This is a genomic window from Microbacterium sp. 05T445 (assembly GCF_056395865.1).
In genome coordinates this window covers 384,244-400,243 of the sequence record NZ_JBFTKJ010000002.1, presented here as the reverse complement: position 1 = coordinate 400,243, position 16,000 = coordinate 384,244, and the positions used below count along the sequence as shown (strand labels likewise).

Genomic DNA, 16,000 nt, shown 5'->3' with positions numbered 1-16,000 from the left:
CCGCGCGCGGAGAGGAGGCATCCGTTCAGCGAATCCTCAGGTTCGGCCGCGAACGACTAACGTTTCTCACGGAGGTCCCCCACATGAGCACAGCCCCGTCCACGGCGCCCGAAGCGCCAGAGAACACCGAGACTCCGGAGCCGAAGAACAGCTTCGACAGGTTCTTCGAGATCACCCGCCGAGGATCGACGATCGGCACCGAGGTCCGCGGCGGTGTCGTGACCTTCGTGACGATGGCCTACATCGTCATCCTGAACCCGATCATCCTCTCCAGCGGCACGGATGTCGCCGGCAACACGCTCGGGTTCACGCAGGTCGCCGCGACCACGGCGCTGACCGCCGGCGTCATGACGGTGCTGTTCGGCCTCGTGACCCGCCTTCCCTTCGCGTTCGCGGCGGGACTGGGCATCAACTCGTTCCTCGCCGTCTCGGTCGTCGGCCAGGTGACCTGGCCCGAGGCGATGGGCCTCGTGGTCATCAACGGTGTGATCATCGTGCTGCTGGCGGCCACGGGCCTGCGGCGCATGATCTTCGACGCCGTGCCGATCCAGCTGAAGCTGGCCATCACCGTCGGTATCGGCCTGTTCATCGCGTTCATCGGCTTCGTCGACGCGGGCTTCGTCACGGCGACCGGCGCCTCCTCTCCCCCGGTCGGGCTCGGCGTGGGCGGTTCGGTGGCCACGGTCCCGACGCTCATCTTCGTCTTCACGCTGCTGCTGACCGGCATCCTCGTCGCCCGCAAGGTCAAGGGCGGCATCCTCATCGGCCTCGTCTCGGGCACCGTCGTCGCCGTGATCGTCGAGGCGATCTGGAACATCGGCCCGAAGTTCGCCGGCGACGAGGTCAACCCGGGCGGCTGGGGCCTGTCGGTCCCCGAGCTGCCGACGTCGCTGGTGAGCGTGCCCGACCTGTCGCTGGTCGGCCAGATCTCGTTCGGCTCGTTCGAGCGCATCGGCGTGCTCGCCGCCCTGATGCTCGTCTTCACGCTCGTCTTCACGAACTTCTTCGACGCCATGGGCACCATGACGGGCCTGTCGAAGGAGGCCGGCCTCGCCAACGAGAAGGGCGACTTCCCGCGCATCAAGTCGGCGCTCATCGTCGAGGGTGTCGGCGCCGTCGCGGGTGGTTTCACGTCCAGCTCGTCCAACACCGTGTTCATCGAGTCCGGAGCCGGCATCGGCGAGGGCGCCCGCACGGGCCTCGCGAACGTCGTGACCGGTGCACTGTTCCTCGTCGCGATGTTCTTCACGCCGCTCGTGTCGATCGTGCCCACCGAGGTCGCGGCATCCGCTCTGGTCATCGTCGGTGCGCTGATGATGTCGCAGATCCGCTTCATCGACTTCTCGGACTTCTCGATCCTGCTGCCGGTGTTCCTGGCGATCACGGTCATGCCGCTGACGTACTCGATCGCCAACGGCATCGGCGCGGGCTTCATCGCCTGGGTCGTGGTGCGGTCGCTGTCGGGCAAGGCCCGCGAGATCAGCCCGCTGCTGTGGATCGTGGCGGCCGGCTTCGTGCTCTACTTCGCGCGCGGACCGCTCGAGACCCTGCTGGGCTGAGTCCCGCCTCGAAGGGGACGGGATGCCGCGGCCTGCGGCATCCCGTCCCCTTCGTCGTTCCCGCCACCCCATGTCTCCCCGGGGTTTGGGGCGCGTCTCGTCCGTTGGGGCGCATCTCTTGCGCCCCAACGGACGGAATCCGCCCCGAACCCCGGATGGACGCCGGGGATCAGCGCCGCGGGGTCCAGCCGGGCGGCGTCGGTCCGTGGTAGGCGGCGCGCTCGGCATCGGCGCGCGCGGACCAGCCCTGGGCGGCGTCGACCGCGTCGAAGCCGCCGCGGGCGACGCGGAACCCGACGTCGTCGTGGTGCATGCGCGGGGCGCCGCCGCGACGGGTCGAGGCGCGCACGCTCCAGGCGTCGTCGGCGAACCCGCCGCCGCGGAACACGCGGTAGTCGCCGTAGCGCGCGGGGTCGAGCAGGTCCCAGCACCACTCCCAGGCGTTGCCGAGAGTGTCGAACAGCCCGTGGAGGTTCGGCAGCTTGCCACCCACGTTCTGCGGCGCGGCGACGCCGTCGGCGCTCGTCCACGCCACCTCGGCGAGCGGTCCGTAGTGCGGGCCGGTCGAGCCGGCACGGCACGCGAGCTCCCACTCCGCCTCCGTCGGCAGGCGGAAGCCGTCGGCGTCGACGTGCCACGTGACGTCCTCGCCGTCGAACGAGTAGGCGGGGTCGAGCCCCTCCCACTCCGACGCGGCGTTGCAGAACCGGACGGCGCGCAGCCAGCTGACGTCGGTCGCGGGGCGACGCGGGTGCGACGCCGTCTCACCCAGCAGCTCGGCGAGCTGCTCCTGGGTGACCGCGTACACGCCGATCTCGAAGGGTTCGAGGTCGACGCTCCAACGCGTCTTGCGCCGCGCGTCGTGCAGCGTCACCGCGCCGCCCGGAATCGGCGCGAGCTCGATGTCGGTCATCGCTCCGCCGCCGCTCGGGCGCCCGGGACCGCGCGGATCACCGGCGGTCGCGCGGGGTCCGCTGCGGGCGTGGGACGCACCTCAGCCGTCGCGCGGGTCGAGGGCGAAGATCGCGATCTGCCGGGCGGTGCGCTTCTGGTAGTTGTCGTAGTCGGGCCACACCGCGGCGGCGCGCTCCCACCATTGCGCACGCTCGTCGCCGGAGAGCTCCCTCGCCGTGTAGTCCCGCTTGACGTCGCCGTCCTGCAGCTCCACGTGCGGGTGGCGGCGCATGTTCTCGGCCCACTTCGGCTCGTCGGGAGCACCGCCCTTGGACGCCACGACGGCGTAGCGGCCGTCATGCTCGACGCGCATCAGCGCGGTCTTGCGCAACGCGCCGCTCTTGGCGCCGACCGTGGTCAGCACGATGATCGGCACGCCGCGCAGGGTGTTCGCCTTCTCACCGGCGGACGCCTCGAAGGCTTCGGCCTGCTTGCGGGCCCAGTCGGACGTGGACGGCTTGTACTCTCCGGTCAGCGGCATGGCACCAGCGTACGGCGGCGCGGCAGGGGGTCGGGCCGGCCCCGTATCGTCGAGGCATGCCCAACATCAGAGTCGAACTCCTGCCTGGACGCACCGTGGATCAGCGCCGTCATTTCGCGGAAGAAGTGACCCGCGCCGCCGTCGAGGCTCTGGGCGCCCGGCAGCAGGACGTCCGCATCATGTTCGAGGAGGTCGCCGCCGACTTCGTCGCGAACGGGGGCGTGCTCGCCAGCGAAGACGCCGGCCGCGCCGGCCAGGTGTCGCGCTTCGGCGGCAGCGCGGCCTCGGACTGAGACGACGAGGGGCGGATGCCGCAGCCTGTGGCCGCGGCATCCGCCCCTCGTGATCCGCCTTACAGGCCGGCGATGATGTCGCGCATGAGGGCGGCGGTCTCGGACGGCGTCTTGCCGACCTTGACGCCGGCGGCCTCGAGGGCCTCCTTCTTCGCCTGCGCGGTGCCCGCCGAGCCGGAGACGATGGCGCCGGCGTGGCCCATGGTCTTGCCCTCGGGGGCGGTGAAGCCCGCGACGTAGCCGACGACCGGCTTGGTCACGTTCGCCTTGATGAAGTCGGCTGCGCGCTCCTCGGCGTCGCCGCCGATCTCGCCGATCATGACGATCGCCTTGGTCTCGGGGTCGGCCTCGAACGCGGCGAGCGCGTCGATGTGCGTGGTGCCGATGACCGGGTCGCCGCCGATGCCGATGGCCGTCGAGAAGCCGATCTCGCGCAGCTCGTACATCATCTGGTACGTCAGGGTGCCCGACTTCGACACCAGGCCGATCGGGCCCTTGCCGGTGATGTTCGCCGGGGTGATGCCCACCAGCGACTCGCCCGGCGTGATGATGCCGGGGCAGTTCGGGCCGATGATGCGGGTCTTGTCGCCCTTCGACTGCGCGTAGGCCCACGCCTCGGCGGTGTCGCCGACGGGCACGCCCTCGGTGATCACGACCAGGAGCGGGATCTCGGCGTCGATGGCCTCGACCATGGCGTCCTTCGTGAACGCCGGGGGCACGAACGCGATCGAGACATCGGCGCCGGTGGCCGCGATGGCCTCTTCGACCGACGCGAAGACCGGCAGCTCCACCGGGTTGCCGTCGGCGTCGGTGTGCAGCACGGTGGTGCCGGCCTTGCGGGCGTTCACGCCGCCGACGACCTGGGTGCCGGCCTTGAGCATGAGCGCGGTGTGCTTGGTGCCCTCGCCGCCGGTGATGCCCTGGACGATGACCTTGGAGTCCTTGTTGAGGAAGATCGACATGTCTGTTCTTTCCTAGTTCCGGATGCTGGGGGTCAGGCGTTGGCGAGCTCGGCGGCCTTGTCGGCGCCCTCGTCCATCGTCTCGGCCAGGGTCACGAGCGGGTGGTTGGCGTCGCGCAGGATCGCGCGGCCCTCCTCGACCTTGTTGCCGTCCAGGCGAACGACCAGCGGCTTCGAGGCCGACGAGCCGAGCTCGGCGAGCGCGCCGACGATGCCCTTGGCGACCGCGTCGCACGCGGTGATGCCGCCGAACACGTTGACGAACACCGACTTGACCTGCGGGTCGCCGAGGATGACGTCCAGGCCCGCGGCCATGACCTCGGCAGAGGCGCCGCCGCCGATGTCGAGGAAGTTGGCGGGCTTCACGCCGCCGTGGTTCTCACCGGCGTACGCGACGACATCGAGCGTGGACATCACCAGGCCCGCGCCGTTGCCGATGACACCGACCTCGCCGTCGAGCTTGACGTAGTTGAGGTCGTTGGCCTTGGCCTTGGCCTCGAGCGGGTCGGCCGCGGCCTTGTCCTCGAGCAGCGCGTGGCCCGGGTGACGGAAGTCGGCGTTCTCGTCGAGCGAGACCTTGCCGTCGAGCGCGATGACATCGCCCTCTTCGGTGAGCACGAGCGGGTTGACCTCGACGAGCGTGGCGTCCTCGCCCTTGTAGACGTTGTAGAGCTTGACGAAGACGTCGCTCACCTTGTCGACGAGGTCGGCCGAGAAGCCGGCGGCCTCGGCGATCGCGACCGCCTTCTCCTTGTCGATGCCCTGCAGCGGGTCGACCGCGATGCGCGCGAGCGCCTCGGGACGCTCGACCGCGAGCTCCTCGATCTCCATGCCGCCCTCGACGCTGCACAGCGACAGGTAGGAGCGGTTGGCGCGATCGAGCAGCACCGAGAAGTAGTACTCCTTGTCGATGCGGGCGCCCTGGGCGACCATCACGCGCTTGACGACGTGGCCCTTGATGTCGAGGCCGAGGATGGCCTGCGCGGCCTCGTAGGCCTCATCGGGCGTCTTGGCGACCTTCACGCCGCCGGCCTTGCCGCGGCCGCCGGTCTTGACCTGGGCCTTGACGACGACGACTCCGCCGATCTTCTCGGCTGCGGCACGCACCTCCTCCGGCGTGTCCGCGACGATGCCGGCGAGCACCGGCACCTCGTACTTCTCGAAAAGGTCTCGTGCCTGGTACTCGTACAGATCCACAGTGCATTCCTTCGCAGGTGGCGAATGGGGGTGGGATGACGCCCGAAAAGCGTCTCGACGTCGAGATATCGACCAATCCCCCAGCCTACTACCGCTCATCGTCCGGTTCTGACAGCAGCGACGCGCCCGGAGTTTGCGGCAGCTCCCGCGCGGCGGTTCGCGGCGGGATGCCGCATCTGCGGTGGGCGGGCGCACTAGGCTCTCCCCCGAGATGTCCGACACCGCTGCCGCCTCCGTCGCCCAGGCCGCCTCTCGCGCGGCGGTGGTCGCCGCCGCGCTCGAACTGTTCGCGGAGCAGGGCTTCGACCAGACCTCCGTCGAGCAGATCGCTCAGGCCGCCGGCGTCTCGCGCTCCACGTTCTTCCGCCAGTTCGGCGGCAAGGACGACGTGGTGTTCACCGACCACGAGGTGCTGCTGGACCGGCTGCGCGAGTTCCTGGCGCAGCCGCACCGCGACCCGTGGGCGGCCGTGTGCGAGGCATCCCTCCTCGTCTACGCGCACTTCGCCGCCGACCCCGAGCTCGCACGCCGGCGCTACACCGTCGTGCGCGGCGTGCCGGCGCTGCGCGACCGCGAGATCGTGACGGTGTTCCGCTACGAGCGGCTGTTCGACGAATACCTGCGCGCCTCGCTGCCCGGGCTGGACCCCGTGGATGCCGTCGGCTTCGCCGCGCTCGTGACCGCGATCCACAACCACGTGCTGCGCCGCCTGATCCGCGGTCCGAAGAAGGTGCCGGTGTCGGTGCTACGCACGGCCCTCGACGACGCGCGCCGCCGGTTCGGCGTGCTCCCCGAGGGCGACGCCGACCCGGCCGGCGACGAGGTCGTCGTCGCGGTGTTCCCGCGCACGATGCCGACCGCGGAGCTCGCCCGCCGGCTGCGAGAGCACCTCGACGACTGAAACCCGCCGGACACGCCGGAGAATTTCCTTGCCGCGGTGAAGCGCCCCGGCGGTATGTTCAAGCCATGAGCGCCGTGGACACCACCGCCGGCACGCCGGCTGCCGCCCCGTGGTACACGCAAGACCCCGATGCCGTCGTCGCGGCCCTGGGCAGCGATCGCGAACGGGGGCTGACCGCCGCCGAGGCCGCGAAGCGCCTGGCCGATCACGGCCCCAACGCCATTGCGGCGGAGAAGCCGCCGTCGACCTGGCAGGTGGCGCTGCGCCAGCTGGCAGACCCCATGAACGTGATGCTGGTCGCGGTCGCCATCATCAGCCTCTTCATCAGCCAGGTGAGCGTCGGCATCCTCGTCGGCGCTCTCGTCGTTCTGAACATCGTGCTCGGCACGCGCCAGGAGCTGAAGGCCAAGGCGTCGGTGGACGCCCTGGCGAAAATGCAGATCCCGCAGGCGAAGGTGGTGCGCGACGGCACCCTCGTGCAGGTCGACGCGAGGACGCTGGTGCCCGGAGACATGGTGGCGCTCGAGGCGGGCGACATCGTGCCCGCCGACGGACGCATCGTCCGGTCGGCGACCCTCGAGACGCAGGAGGCGGCGCTGACCGGCGAGAGCGCGCCGATCGCGAAGGATGCCGGCACCCTCGCCGATCCGCAGACCACGCTCGGCGACCGCACCGACATGGTGTTCCAGAACACCCAGGTGACCCGCGGCACCGCAGCCATCGTCGTCACCGACACCGGCATGCAGACGCAGATGGGCCAGATCGCCTCGATGCTCTCGTCGGTGAAGCCTGCCAAGTCGCCGCTGCAGCGCGAGCTCGACTCGCTCACCGGCGTGCTCGGCTGGATCGCGTGGGGCGCGGTCGCTGTCATCATCGTGACCGGCCTGCTGCGCGGCCAGGAGATCACCTCGGTGATCCTGCTCGGCATCTCGATGGCGATCTCGGCGATCCCGACGGGCATGCCGTCGTTCGTGCAGGCGATGCTCTCGTACGGATCGCGTCAGCTCGCCGAGCACAAGGCCGTCGTCAAGAACCTGACCGATGTCGAGACGCTCGGCGCGACGAGCGCGATCAACTCCGACAAGACCGGCACTCTCACCATGAACGAGATGACGGTGGAGTCGCTGTACTACCGCGGCGAGTGGTTCACCGTCGCGGGCTCGGGCTACGAGAAGGCGGGCGAGGTGCGTCACACCGCGGGCCTGCCGGTGCCGCAGTTCGTGCAGCTCGCGCTCGGCCTCACCCTCTGCAGCGATGCCACCGTCTCCGACGACGGCGCGGTGATCGGCGACCCGACGGAGGCCGCCCTCGTCGTGCTCGCCGCCAAGCTCGGCGCAGACGCCGAGCTCACGCGCACCCAGTTCCCCCGCGTGGCCGAGGTGCCGTTCGACTCGGCGTACAAGTTCATGGGCACCTTCCACCGCATCCCGGTCGAGGGCACCGAGACGCTCGTGGCCTACGTGAAGGGCGGCCCCGACGTCGTCCTCGAGCGCTGCAGCGCGGTGGCGACGATGGAGGGCGTCGTGCCGATCGCCGACCAGCGCGAGCAGATCCTCGAGGCGAACCGCACCCTCTCGGAGCAGGGGCTGCGCGTGCTCGCGTTCGCGTTCCGTCGCTACGCCGCCGGCGCGCCCGTGCCCAGCGATCCGATGGCCGAGATCGAGGACCTCACGTTCGTCGGGCTGGTGGGCATCATCGACCCGCTGCGGCCGTCGTCGATGGAGGCGGTGCGCATCGCGCGCGACGCCGGCATCGAGGTCCGCATGATCACCGGCGACCACGCGATCACCGCCGCCGCGATCGGCCGCAAGCTGGGTCTCGGCGAGGGCGCCGCCAGCGGCGCCGAGATCCAGGCGATGAGCGACGACGAGCTGAAGGCCGCGCTCCCCCGGCTGCACATGTTCGGGCGCGTCACGCCGGAGGACAAACTGCGTCTGGCCCGCCTCATGCAGGAGCAGGGCGCCGTCGTCGCGATGACCGGCGACGCGGTGAACGACGCCGCGGCCCTCAAGCAGGCGGACATCGGCGTCGCGATGGGCTCCGGCAGCGACGTGACCAAGCAGGCGGGGAAGATGATCCTCGTCGACGACAACTTCGGCACCCTCGTGACCGCTGTCCGGCTCGGGCGCGGGATCTACGAGAAGATCGTCAGCTACGTCCGCTTCCAGATGTCGCAGCTGTTCTCGCTCGTGCTGCTGTTCCTGGTGGCGAGCATCTTCGATATCAACGACGGCGTCCCGCTGACGCCGATCATGGTGCTGTTCCTGAACTTCTTCATCGCCATCTTCCCGGTGATCGTGATCCTCCTCGACCCGGTGCCGGACGGCATCATGCTGAAGCCGCCGCGCGACCCGAAGAAGACGATCGCCAACCCGGCCGCGGTCACGCTGTGGTTCGTGTACGGCGGGCTGATCTTCGTCACGACGCTGGTGCCGCTGCTGATCTACCCCGACCAGCTCAGCTCGACCGAGCCCAACGTGCCCGTGACGATGGCGTTCGTGGTGTGCGCCCTGGGCTCGATCTTCGGCGGACTGGTCATGCGCCGCGACCCGGAGTCGGGCCTTGCCGCACCGATCATCGACGCGGTGAAGTGGCTGTCGATCCCGCTGGCGCTCACCGTGGTCGCCGTGGAGGTCGGCTTCATGCAGCGCCTCGTCGGCACGACGAGCCTGTCGGGCAACGAGTGGCTCATCGCCCTCGGCCTGGCGCTGCTGGTCCCGGTGCTGATCGAGCTCGAGAAGTGGACGCGGCGGGCCCGTCTCCGCCGCCGTGGGGTGATCGCCTAGCCCCGCGGCCCGGGATCCCGTCCGGTCACGCCGACAGGTCGCACACCGTCAGCAGGCTCCGGCCGTGCTCGCTCTCCTTGCCGTCGGGTCCGGTCTCGCGGAAGCCGAGCTTGCCGAGCACGCGCCGGGATGCGACGTTCCAGTCCCAGACCGTCGCCCACACGCGCGGATATCCCGCGGCGGCCGCCCACGCGAGCACGGCGCCGCCTGCCTCGGTCGCGTACCCGCGGTTGTGGACCGCGCGCAGCAGCTCGAAGGCGAGCTCCGGCTCGTCGGACGAGCCGTTGCCGGCGAAGACCACGCCGCAGTAGCCGATGACGTCTCCCTCCGCCCGGCGTTCGACCGTCAGCAGCGCCGGTCCCGAGCCGCTGGCCTCGGCGCGGATCTGCGCGGCGACGTCTTCGACGGTGGGGCGGTCGTCGGGACCGACGCGCCGATGCGGCGGCACCCGGGGGTCGCGCTCGGTCCACAGCTGCCGGTAGACCTCGGCGTCGCCGATCCGGGCCCGCCGTAGCAGCAGCCGATCGGTCCCGAGCGCGGTCAGCGCCGGTTCAGGTGCCATTCCGGCATTCTGCCAGGCGCCATCCGGCGGTGACGGACTCACGGCGTGGGACTCAGTACTATTGCTGGTGGGATTCAGTTCCAGGAGAATCGGATCCGCGCCACCGTTCCCGCCCGTCAGGAGTCCCGATCATGGCCGACTTCCAGCCTCGTCCCGGTCAGAGCGTCGCCGGCTACGACGTCACCGCCCGTCGCGGCACCGACTACTACGCCGTGTTCGCCGACATCCCCGTGGCCGACCGCGAGGCGTGGGAGCGCGCCGAGGCGTACATCGACGAGGTCGGCACGCGTATGCAGGACGCGTGGGATGCCGCCGACTACCCGCTCGACATCGCCATGCGGGCCGGCGAGCTCGACCTCTTCAACGACGGCATCGTGCACCCGGCGCTCACACGCTTCTCGCCGCTCGCGGCGGGACTGGTCAACATGGAGCTCTCGCGCGGCGACGGCTCGCTCGGCACGGTCCTCGCGGTCCAGGGCGGACTGGCGCTGCGCACGCTCGCGCTGTTCGGCAGCGACGAGCAGCAGGACCGCTGGCTCGTGCCGGTCGCCCGCGGGCAGGTGGCGGCATCCTTCGCCCTCACCGAACCCGACCACGGATCTGACTCCGTCTCGCTCGAGACGACGGCCCGCCGCGACGGCGACGAGTGGGTCATCGACGGCGCCAAGAAGTGGATCGGCAACGGCGCCTCGGGCGGCATCACGTTCGTGTGGGCGCGTGTGGACTCCCCCGGCGACGAGCACCACGGCGCGGTGCGCTGCTTCCTCGTCGAGCAGGAGACCCCCGGCTACCTCGGCACCGTGATCACGGGCAAGGCGTCGCTGCGCGGCATCCATCAGGCGCACATCGTGCTCGACGGCGTGCGCGTGCCGCACGACGCCGTGCTTCCGGGCACGAAGAGCTTCAAGGATGCCTCCACCGTGCTGTACTCGACGCGCTCCGGTGTCGCGTGGTCGGCACTCGGGCACGCGACCGCCTGCTACGAGGCGGCCCTCGCCTACTCGCAGCAGCGCATCCAGTTCGGGAAGCCGCTGGCGAAGTTCCAGATGGTGCAGGAGCGGCTCGCGCAGATGCTCGAGGAGCTGACCGCCATGCAGCTGTACTGCCGCTGGATGGCCGACCTCGAGGAGCGCGACGAGCTGCGGCCCACGCAGGCCTCCCTCGCGAAGTACCACAACACCCGCGCGGCGCGCCGGATCGCGTCCACCGCCCGCGACATGCTCGGCGGCAACGGCATCCTCCTCGAGAACGGCGTCATGCAGCACATGGCCGACATCGAGGCGATCCACACCTACGAGGGCACCGAGAGCGTGCAGGCCCTGCTCATCGGCCGTGACATCACGGGCATGAGCGCGTTCGCCTAAGCCCGTGACTGAGGTGCCCTCGTCGCCGGGCGGCGACGTCTAAGGCACCGGCAGGCCTCAAGACGAGGCATCCGCCCGATGGGGAGCACCCCCCTTAGCGACGAAAGTCGTTCCTGTCAGCACAGCCGGGACTCCGGGAGAGTCCCCCACAGACAGGAACGACTCATGGACAGCATCCTCTTCACCGCCACCGTCCTGAACGCGCACCGCGCCGACGACCTCGCCCGCGAGGTCGAGCTGCGGCGGGTGCGGCGCGAGCGCGGCGAGGCCGTGCCGGTGCGCCGGCGCTCGCTCGCCGACCGCCTGCGCACCGTCACCCACCGGCCCGCCCGTGCCGGCGGCGCCGCCGCGATCGCGTCGAGCCATTGAGCGGCCCGGCCGGAGCGCGTGCGACGGAGCCGGAGAGGGGCGGAGCCGATCGGGTCCGCCCCTCTCCGCGTCTACGGCGGACCGCGCGGATCTGAGGCTCAGGACGCCGGAGATAGGGCATCCGCCCGATGGGGAGGGCACCCCTTAGGGAGGACAGTCGTAGCTACGACACAGAACCGCCCGGTGCGGTTCGCCCCGACAGGAGCCGCACATGAACGACACGACGTACCTCGCCTCGATCCTCGACGCGCACCGCGCCGCGCAGCTGCGTCGGGACGTCGAGATCCTGAACCTCCGCGCCGAGCGCGACGCCGAGGCCGGTGCGGAGACGGATCGCGACGCGACCGCCGCGGTGGCGGCATCCGTCCCCACCCGCCGCGCACGGCGCGTGCACCGTCCGGCCCGCCGCTCGTCGGCCCTCGTCGCGCGGTGACGCCGACGCGTCGCCCGCAGGCGGAGCCGCAGCGCGCCGGAGGTGCCACGATATGAGCATGCCCGCACTCTCCTCGAGCTCGCGAATGGTCGGCCGGCACAGCGAACTGGCCGCACTGCTCGAGGCGTTCGACGAGGGCGCCGCCGGCACCCCGCGCACCGTCGTCGTGCGCGGCGAGGCGGGCGTCGGCAAGACGCGGCTCGTACAGGAGTTCCTCTCCCTCGTCGCCCCCGAACCCGCGCACGACCCCGACGCGCCCGTCGTCGCGTTCGGACAGTGCGTGGACCTCGGCCCGATCGGCGCGCCGTTCGGCCCCATCCGCCGCGTGCTGCGCGATCTGCACGCGGCCGTCGGCACCGATGCGCTGCGCGAGGCCGCAGGATCCGCGGCCGCCATCGCAAGCCTGGCCGCCCTCGTTCCCGGCATCGCCGACGAGGCGCCGGAGTCCGACGAGCCCGCCGGCGCATTCGCGGAGGCCATCGAGGTCCTCCTCGAGCACCTGTCGCAGCGCCGGCACGTGGTCGTCGTGCTCGAAGACCTGCAGTGGGCGGATGCCTCGACCATGGCGCTGCTGAAGACCCTGGCCAGCACCCTCCGCGGCCGCCGCCTCACCATCGTCGCGACCTACCGCTCCGACGACATCGACCGGTTCCACCCGCTGCGCCCGGTGCTGGCCGAGCTCGACCGCACCCGGTCCGTGCTGCGCGTCGAGGTGACGCCGCTGAGCGTCGACGAGGTCGCCGAGCAGGTCGCGCAGCTCGCGGCCGGCGTCGACCCGCGCGTCGTCGAGGCTCTCGCCGAGCGCAGCGGCGGCATCCCGTTCCTCGTCGAGGAGCTCGTCGACCTCGGCGACCGGGCCCTGCCCGACACCCTCCGCGAACTCGTGCTCGCCCGCTACGCGCGGCTCGGCGAGGACGCGCAGCAGACCGTACGGCGCATGGCCGCCGGCGGCATGCACGTCGACCACGACGTGCTCGCCGCCGTCACTCCCCTCGATGAGCGCGCGCTCGACCACGCGGTGCGCGAGGCGATCGACACCCGCGTGATCCTCGCCGACGGGGCGGGATACCGGTTCCGGCACGCGCTCACCCGCGAGGCCGTGGAGGGCGAGATGCTGCCCAGCGAGCGGGTGCGCGTGCACCGCTGCTACGCCGAGCATCTGCGGGACCATCGCGGGGACTCCCCCGACGACGCCTCCGCCGTCGCGGAGCACTGGCTCGCCGCCCGCGACCTGTCCGCTGCGTTCGACGCGACCGTGGCGGCGCTGCAGGAGTCGCGGTCGCGCTTCTCGCCGGCGACGTCGGCGAAGCTCGCCGAGCGCCTCACCGAACTGTGGGACCAGGTGCCGGACGCCGAGACCCGCGCCGGCACGACTCTGCCCGCCCTGCACCTCGACGCCGCGCAGGCGTGGCACGACCTGGGCGACCCGGCACGTTCGCTGCGCTCGGCCGACGAGGGTCTCGCGGTGTGCCCCGACGACCCGATCACCCGCGCCGCGCTCCTGCGGCAGCGCTTCGTCGAGACGTTCAACCTCGAGCACCGCGGACGCCCCGACGACCTCGCCGAGGCCGTCCGGCTGCTGGAGGGCATCGACGAGCGGCGCGCACGCGTGCTGCTGTCGCGCGTGCTCACGAACATGGCGATCGACCAGCACGGTGAGGATGCCGCATCCCATGCCGCCCGCGCGATCGCCCTGGCCGAGGAGGCCGGCGACGACGACGCGCTGGCGGTGGCGCTTACCGTCGAGGCGTGGCGGATCGCGGACGACGGACGCGACGAGCCCGCGGCGCTCGCTCCGCTGCAGCGCGCGGTCACGCTGCGGCTGGACCCGCCGCTGCGAGCGTATGCGGGAGCCGCGCTGACCGACATGCTGCTGCGGGTGGGCCGGTTCGACGAGTCGGCGGTCGTCGGCGCGCAGCACTACGACGACGTCGCGCGCGCCGGCATCGAACGCGGCTCCGGCCCGTCGATCGCGCACTCGCTGTCGTTCGCGCTGTTCGCCCTGGGCCGCCCCGAGGCCGCCCAGCGCTACGCGCAGCGCGCCCGCCGCTTCATCAACCCGATCGACAGCGCCTCGGTGCTGCGCCTGATCGCCTCGCACCTGTCGTGGGACGACCGCGCCGCCGAGCGGGACGAACTGCTCGCCGGCGAGCGCGCGACCATCGAGGACGCCGAACGCCGCTATCCCGACAAGGAGGGGTGGTGGGTCATCGAGCGCGCAGAAGCGGTGCTGACGATCGCCGGCACGGAGGCGGAGACGGATGCCGCGCGCGACGTGCTGGCGGTCGCCGAACGCGACACGGGCTCGGTGGCGATCCGCCGCTATGCCCTCGTGACCGCGGGGCTCGCCGCCCTCCCTGCCGGCCGGCCGGGCGACCACGCCGTGCGCGAGCGGATCGCGGCGGCGCTGGACGCGCTGCCCGACCACGAGGGCTCACGTGCTCTGGCGGACGTCGTCCGTGCGCTCCTGGTCGACGCCGACGGCTCCACGCCCGCCGATCGGATCTCGGCCTGGCGCCGCGTGCTCGCCGCAGCCGACGACGGCGGTCTGCCGGTGTGGCACCTGCAGACGGCGCGGTGCCGCCTGGCATGGGCGCTGATCGACGCCGGCGAGCGCGAGGAGGCCGCACGGATCCTGGCCGACGTCGCCGCGCAGGCGCCCGACCAGGGCGTCGCGCGCGTCGCACGATGGGCCACGGAACTGGCCGCACACGCCCGGCTCGCGGGATCGGCGGCCACCGGCGCGGCCGGCGGGGTCGTCGCGGGGCTCACGCCGCGCGAGCTCCAGGTGCTCGAGCTCATCGCCGAAGGCCTCACCAACCCGCAGATCGGGCAGCGCCTGTTCATCAGCCCCAAGACCGCATCGGTGCACGTCTCGGCGATCCTGGCCAAGATCGGTGCCACCAATCGCGCCGAGGCGGCGGCGCTGTACGCGGCGTCGGCGTCGACCTCGGCGTCCGCCTGAGCTCCGGCCGGCGGGAGCGGCGGCATCCGCCCGGACTGCGGGCGGGCAGCGGAGCGCGCGTCGTTCCGAACCGCATGCAGGGCTGTCGGGTGTCGGCGGGCCACGGCAGGATGGGGCGCATGCCGTACGAGATCCCCGCGCCGATGCTCGCGAAGTCCGTGCCCGACGTGCCCGACCCGGCGAAGGTGGCCGGAGGGCTCAGCTACGAGCCGAAGTGGGACGGCTTCCGCGCGCTGGTCTCGTGGGACGGCGAGAACGTCGAGATCGGGTCGCGCGGCGCGAAGCCGCTGACGCGGTACTTCCCCGAGCTGGTCGAGGCGTTCGCGCGGCTGCTGCCCGAGCCGTGCCTGCTGGACGGCGAGATCGTGGTGCCGATCGATCGCGACGGGCGACGGCGGCTCGACTGGGAGTCGCTGTCGCAGCGCATCCACCCCGCGGCATCCCGTGTCAACATGCTCGCCGAGCAGACGCCCGCCATGTTCATCGCGTTCGACCTGCTCGCCGTCGGCGACCGCCACCTGCAGGACGAGCCGTTCGAGGCGCGCCGCGCCGCGCTCGTCGAGCTGCTGCGCGACGTGCCCGACCCGGTGCACGTCACGCGCGCGACCGACGATCCCGATCTCGCCCGGCGATGGCTGGCCGAGTTCGAGGGCGCGGGGCTCGACGGCGTGGTGGCCAAGCCGCTCAGTCAGCCCTACGCGCCCGGCAAGCGCACGATGTTCAAGATCAAGCACGCGCGCACCGCCGACGTCGTGGCGCTCGGCTACCGCATCCACAAGTCCGGCGCGGGCGTCGGCTCGCTGCTGGTCGGTCTCTACAACGAGGACGGCACGCTCTACCCCGTGGGCGGCGTCGCCGCCTGGAGCGACAAGCGACGCCTCGAGCTCATCGACGAGCTCGCTCCGCTGGTGGAGCGCGACGCCGACGGCGAGGCGCTGCGCGGCGAGGGCGAGAAGTCGCGCTTCCAGGCGGGGCGCGCCGATTCGTCGTTCGTGCGGCTGCGCCCGGAGCGCGTGCTCGAGGTGCGCTACGACCAGCTCGAGGGCTGGAGGTTCCGCCACACCGTGCAGTTCGAGCGGTGGCGCCCCGACCGCGACCCGTCGTCGTGCACCTACGATCAGCTCGAGGTCGTCGCCGCGTACGACCTGTCCGACGTCCTCGTCTGAGCAGCGGCG

Annotated in this window: 14 protein-coding genes; 9 read left to right on the top strand and 5 right to left on the bottom strand. The window is 71.6% G+C overall.

From position 1 onward, the window contains the following. The first annotated feature begins 83 nt into the window (after positions 1-83). Positions 84-1,559 (top strand): NCS2 family permease, encoded by a 1,476-nt coding sequence (locus AC1DDU_RS11360; protein WP_477434131.1) that lies wholly within the window; start codon positions 84-86, stop codon positions 1,557-1,559. 169 nt (positions 1,560-1,728) lie between these two features. On the opposite strand, the gene AC1DDU_RS11355 is transcribed toward AC1DDU_RS11360, so the two are convergent. Both AC1DDU_RS11355 and AC1DDU_RS11350 read right to left on the bottom strand, forming a co-directional pair. Then, entirely contained in the window at positions 1,729-2,472 is a 744-nt protein-coding gene (locus tag AC1DDU_RS11355; RefSeq protein ID WP_477434129.1) for a formylglycine-generating enzyme family protein, read from the bottom strand. Between the two features lie 81 nt (positions 2,473-2,553). After that, the gene (locus tag AC1DDU_RS11350; RefSeq protein ID WP_477434127.1) at positions 2,554-2,994 is read right to left on the bottom strand and encodes a nitroreductase family deazaflavin-dependent oxidoreductase; all 441 of its coding nucleotides are present in this window, start codon (positions 2,992-2,994) and stop codon (positions 2,554-2,556) included. Positions 2,995-3,050: 56 nt separating this feature from the next. Here AC1DDU_RS11350 and AC1DDU_RS11345 point away from each other — a divergent pair, with 56 nt between their 5' ends. Beyond that, complete coding sequence (locus tag AC1DDU_RS11345; protein WP_477434125.1) at positions 3,051-3,287, top strand: tautomerase family protein; 237 nt, start codon at positions 3,051-3,053, stop codon at positions 3,285-3,287. 59 nt (positions 3,288-3,346) lie between these two features. Here AC1DDU_RS11345 and sucD read toward each other — a convergent pair whose 3' ends face one another. Beyond that, the gene (gene sucD, locus AC1DDU_RS11340) at positions 3,347-4,249 is read right to left on the bottom strand and encodes a succinate--CoA ligase subunit alpha (RefSeq protein ID WP_477434123.1); all 903 of its coding nucleotides are present in this window, start codon (positions 4,247-4,249) and stop codon (positions 3,347-3,349) included. A gap of 32 nt (positions 4,250-4,281) precedes the next feature. Beyond that, on the bottom strand, positions 4,282-5,445 hold the full coding sequence (gene sucC / locus AC1DDU_RS11335) for an ADP-forming succinate--CoA ligase subunit beta (RefSeq protein ID WP_477434121.1): 1,164 nt from the start codon (positions 5,443-5,445) through the stop codon (positions 4,282-4,284). A gap of 211 nt (positions 5,446-5,656) precedes the next feature. On the opposite strand from sucC, the gene AC1DDU_RS11330 reads away from it, so the two are divergent. Then, complete coding sequence (locus tag AC1DDU_RS11330; RefSeq protein ID WP_477434119.1) at positions 5,657-6,346, top strand: TetR family transcriptional regulator; 690 nt, start codon at positions 5,657-5,659, stop codon at positions 6,344-6,346. A gap of 65 nt (positions 6,347-6,411) precedes the next feature. Then, the gene (locus AC1DDU_RS11325) at positions 6,412-9,132 is read left to right on the top strand and encodes a cation-translocating P-type ATPase (RefSeq protein WP_477434117.1); all 2,721 of its coding nucleotides are present in this window, start codon (positions 6,412-6,414) and stop codon (positions 9,130-9,132) included. A 25-nt stretch (positions 9,133-9,157) separates the two neighbouring features. Here AC1DDU_RS11325 and AC1DDU_RS11320 read toward each other — a convergent pair whose 3' ends face one another. Continuing rightward, positions 9,158-9,694, bottom strand: coding sequence for a GNAT family N-acetyltransferase (locus AC1DDU_RS11320; RefSeq protein ID WP_477434115.1), 537 nt, complete (start codon positions 9,692-9,694; stop codon positions 9,158-9,160). Between the two features lie 131 nt (positions 9,695-9,825). Here AC1DDU_RS11320 and AC1DDU_RS11315 point away from each other — a divergent pair, with 131 nt between their 5' ends. The 5 genes from AC1DDU_RS11315 to AC1DDU_RS11295 all read left to right on the top strand — a co-directional run bounded on the left by AC1DDU_RS11315 (position 9,826) and on the right by AC1DDU_RS11295 (position 15,991). Further along, positions 9,826-11,058, top strand: coding sequence for an acyl-CoA dehydrogenase family protein (locus AC1DDU_RS11315; protein ID WP_477434113.1), 1,233 nt, complete (start codon positions 9,826-9,828; stop codon positions 11,056-11,058). Between the two features lie 165 nt (positions 11,059-11,223). After that, a complete protein-coding gene (locus AC1DDU_RS11310; RefSeq protein WP_477434111.1) occupies positions 11,224-11,427 on the top strand; it encodes a hypothetical protein in 204 nt (67 codons plus the stop codon). 211 nt (positions 11,428-11,638) lie between these two features. After that, complete coding sequence (locus tag AC1DDU_RS11305; RefSeq protein ID WP_477434109.1) at positions 11,639-11,860, top strand: hypothetical protein; 222 nt, start codon at positions 11,639-11,641, stop codon at positions 11,858-11,860. Between the two features lie 58 nt (positions 11,861-11,918). Then, the gene (locus tag AC1DDU_RS11300; protein WP_477434107.1) at positions 11,919-14,825 is read left to right on the top strand and encodes a helix-turn-helix transcriptional regulator; all 2,907 of its coding nucleotides are present in this window, start codon (positions 11,919-11,921) and stop codon (positions 14,823-14,825) included. 119 nt (positions 14,826-14,944) lie between these two features. Further along, positions 14,945-15,991, top strand: coding sequence for an ATP-dependent DNA ligase (locus tag AC1DDU_RS11295; RefSeq protein ID WP_477434105.1), 1,047 nt, complete (start codon positions 14,945-14,947; stop codon positions 15,989-15,991). The last annotated feature ends 9 nt before the right edge of the window (positions 15,992-16,000 follow it).

What these genes read in the sequence shown, in the direction of transcription:
- AC1DDU_RS11360 (WP_477434131.1), top strand. Translation starts at nt 84, where the DNA reads ATGAGCACAGCCCCGTCCACGGCGCCCGAAGCGCCAGAGAACACCGAG.
- AC1DDU_RS11355 (WP_477434129.1), bottom strand. Translation starts at nt 2,472, where the DNA reads ATGACCGACATCGAGCTCGCGCCGATTCCGGGCGGCGCGGTGACGCTG.
- AC1DDU_RS11350 (WP_477434127.1), bottom strand. Translation starts at nt 2,994, where the DNA reads ATGCCGCTGACCGGAGAGTACAAGCCGTCCACGTCCGACTGGGCCCGC.
- AC1DDU_RS11345 (WP_477434125.1), top strand. Translation starts at nt 3,051, where the DNA reads ATGCCCAACATCAGAGTCGAACTCCTGCCTGGACGCACCGTGGATCAG.
- sucD (WP_477434123.1), bottom strand. Translation starts at nt 4,249, where the DNA reads ATGTCGATCTTCCTCAACAAGGACTCCAAGGTCATCGTCCAGGGCATC.
- AC1DDU_RS11330 (WP_477434119.1), top strand. Translation starts at nt 5,657, where the DNA reads ATGTCCGACACCGCTGCCGCCTCCGTCGCCCAGGCCGCCTCTCGCGCG.
- AC1DDU_RS11325 (WP_477434117.1), top strand. Translation starts at nt 6,412, where the DNA reads ATGAGCGCCGTGGACACCACCGCCGGCACGCCGGCTGCCGCCCCGTGG.
- AC1DDU_RS11320 (WP_477434115.1), bottom strand. Translation starts at nt 9,694, where the DNA reads ATGGCACCTGAACCGGCGCTGACCGCGCTCGGGACCGATCGGCTGCTG.
- AC1DDU_RS11315 (WP_477434113.1), top strand. Translation starts at nt 9,826, where the DNA reads ATGGCCGACTTCCAGCCTCGTCCCGGTCAGAGCGTCGCCGGCTACGAC.
- AC1DDU_RS11310 (WP_477434111.1), top strand. Translation starts at nt 11,224, where the DNA reads ATGGACAGCATCCTCTTCACCGCCACCGTCCTGAACGCGCACCGCGCC.
- AC1DDU_RS11305 (WP_477434109.1), top strand. Translation starts at nt 11,639, where the DNA reads ATGAACGACACGACGTACCTCGCCTCGATCCTCGACGCGCACCGCGCC.
- AC1DDU_RS11300 (WP_477434107.1), top strand. Translation starts at nt 11,919, where the DNA reads ATGCCCGCACTCTCCTCGAGCTCGCGAATGGTCGGCCGGCACAGCGAA.
- AC1DDU_RS11295 (WP_477434105.1), top strand. Translation starts at nt 14,945, where the DNA reads ATGCCGTACGAGATCCCCGCGCCGATGCTCGCGAAGTCCGTGCCCGAC.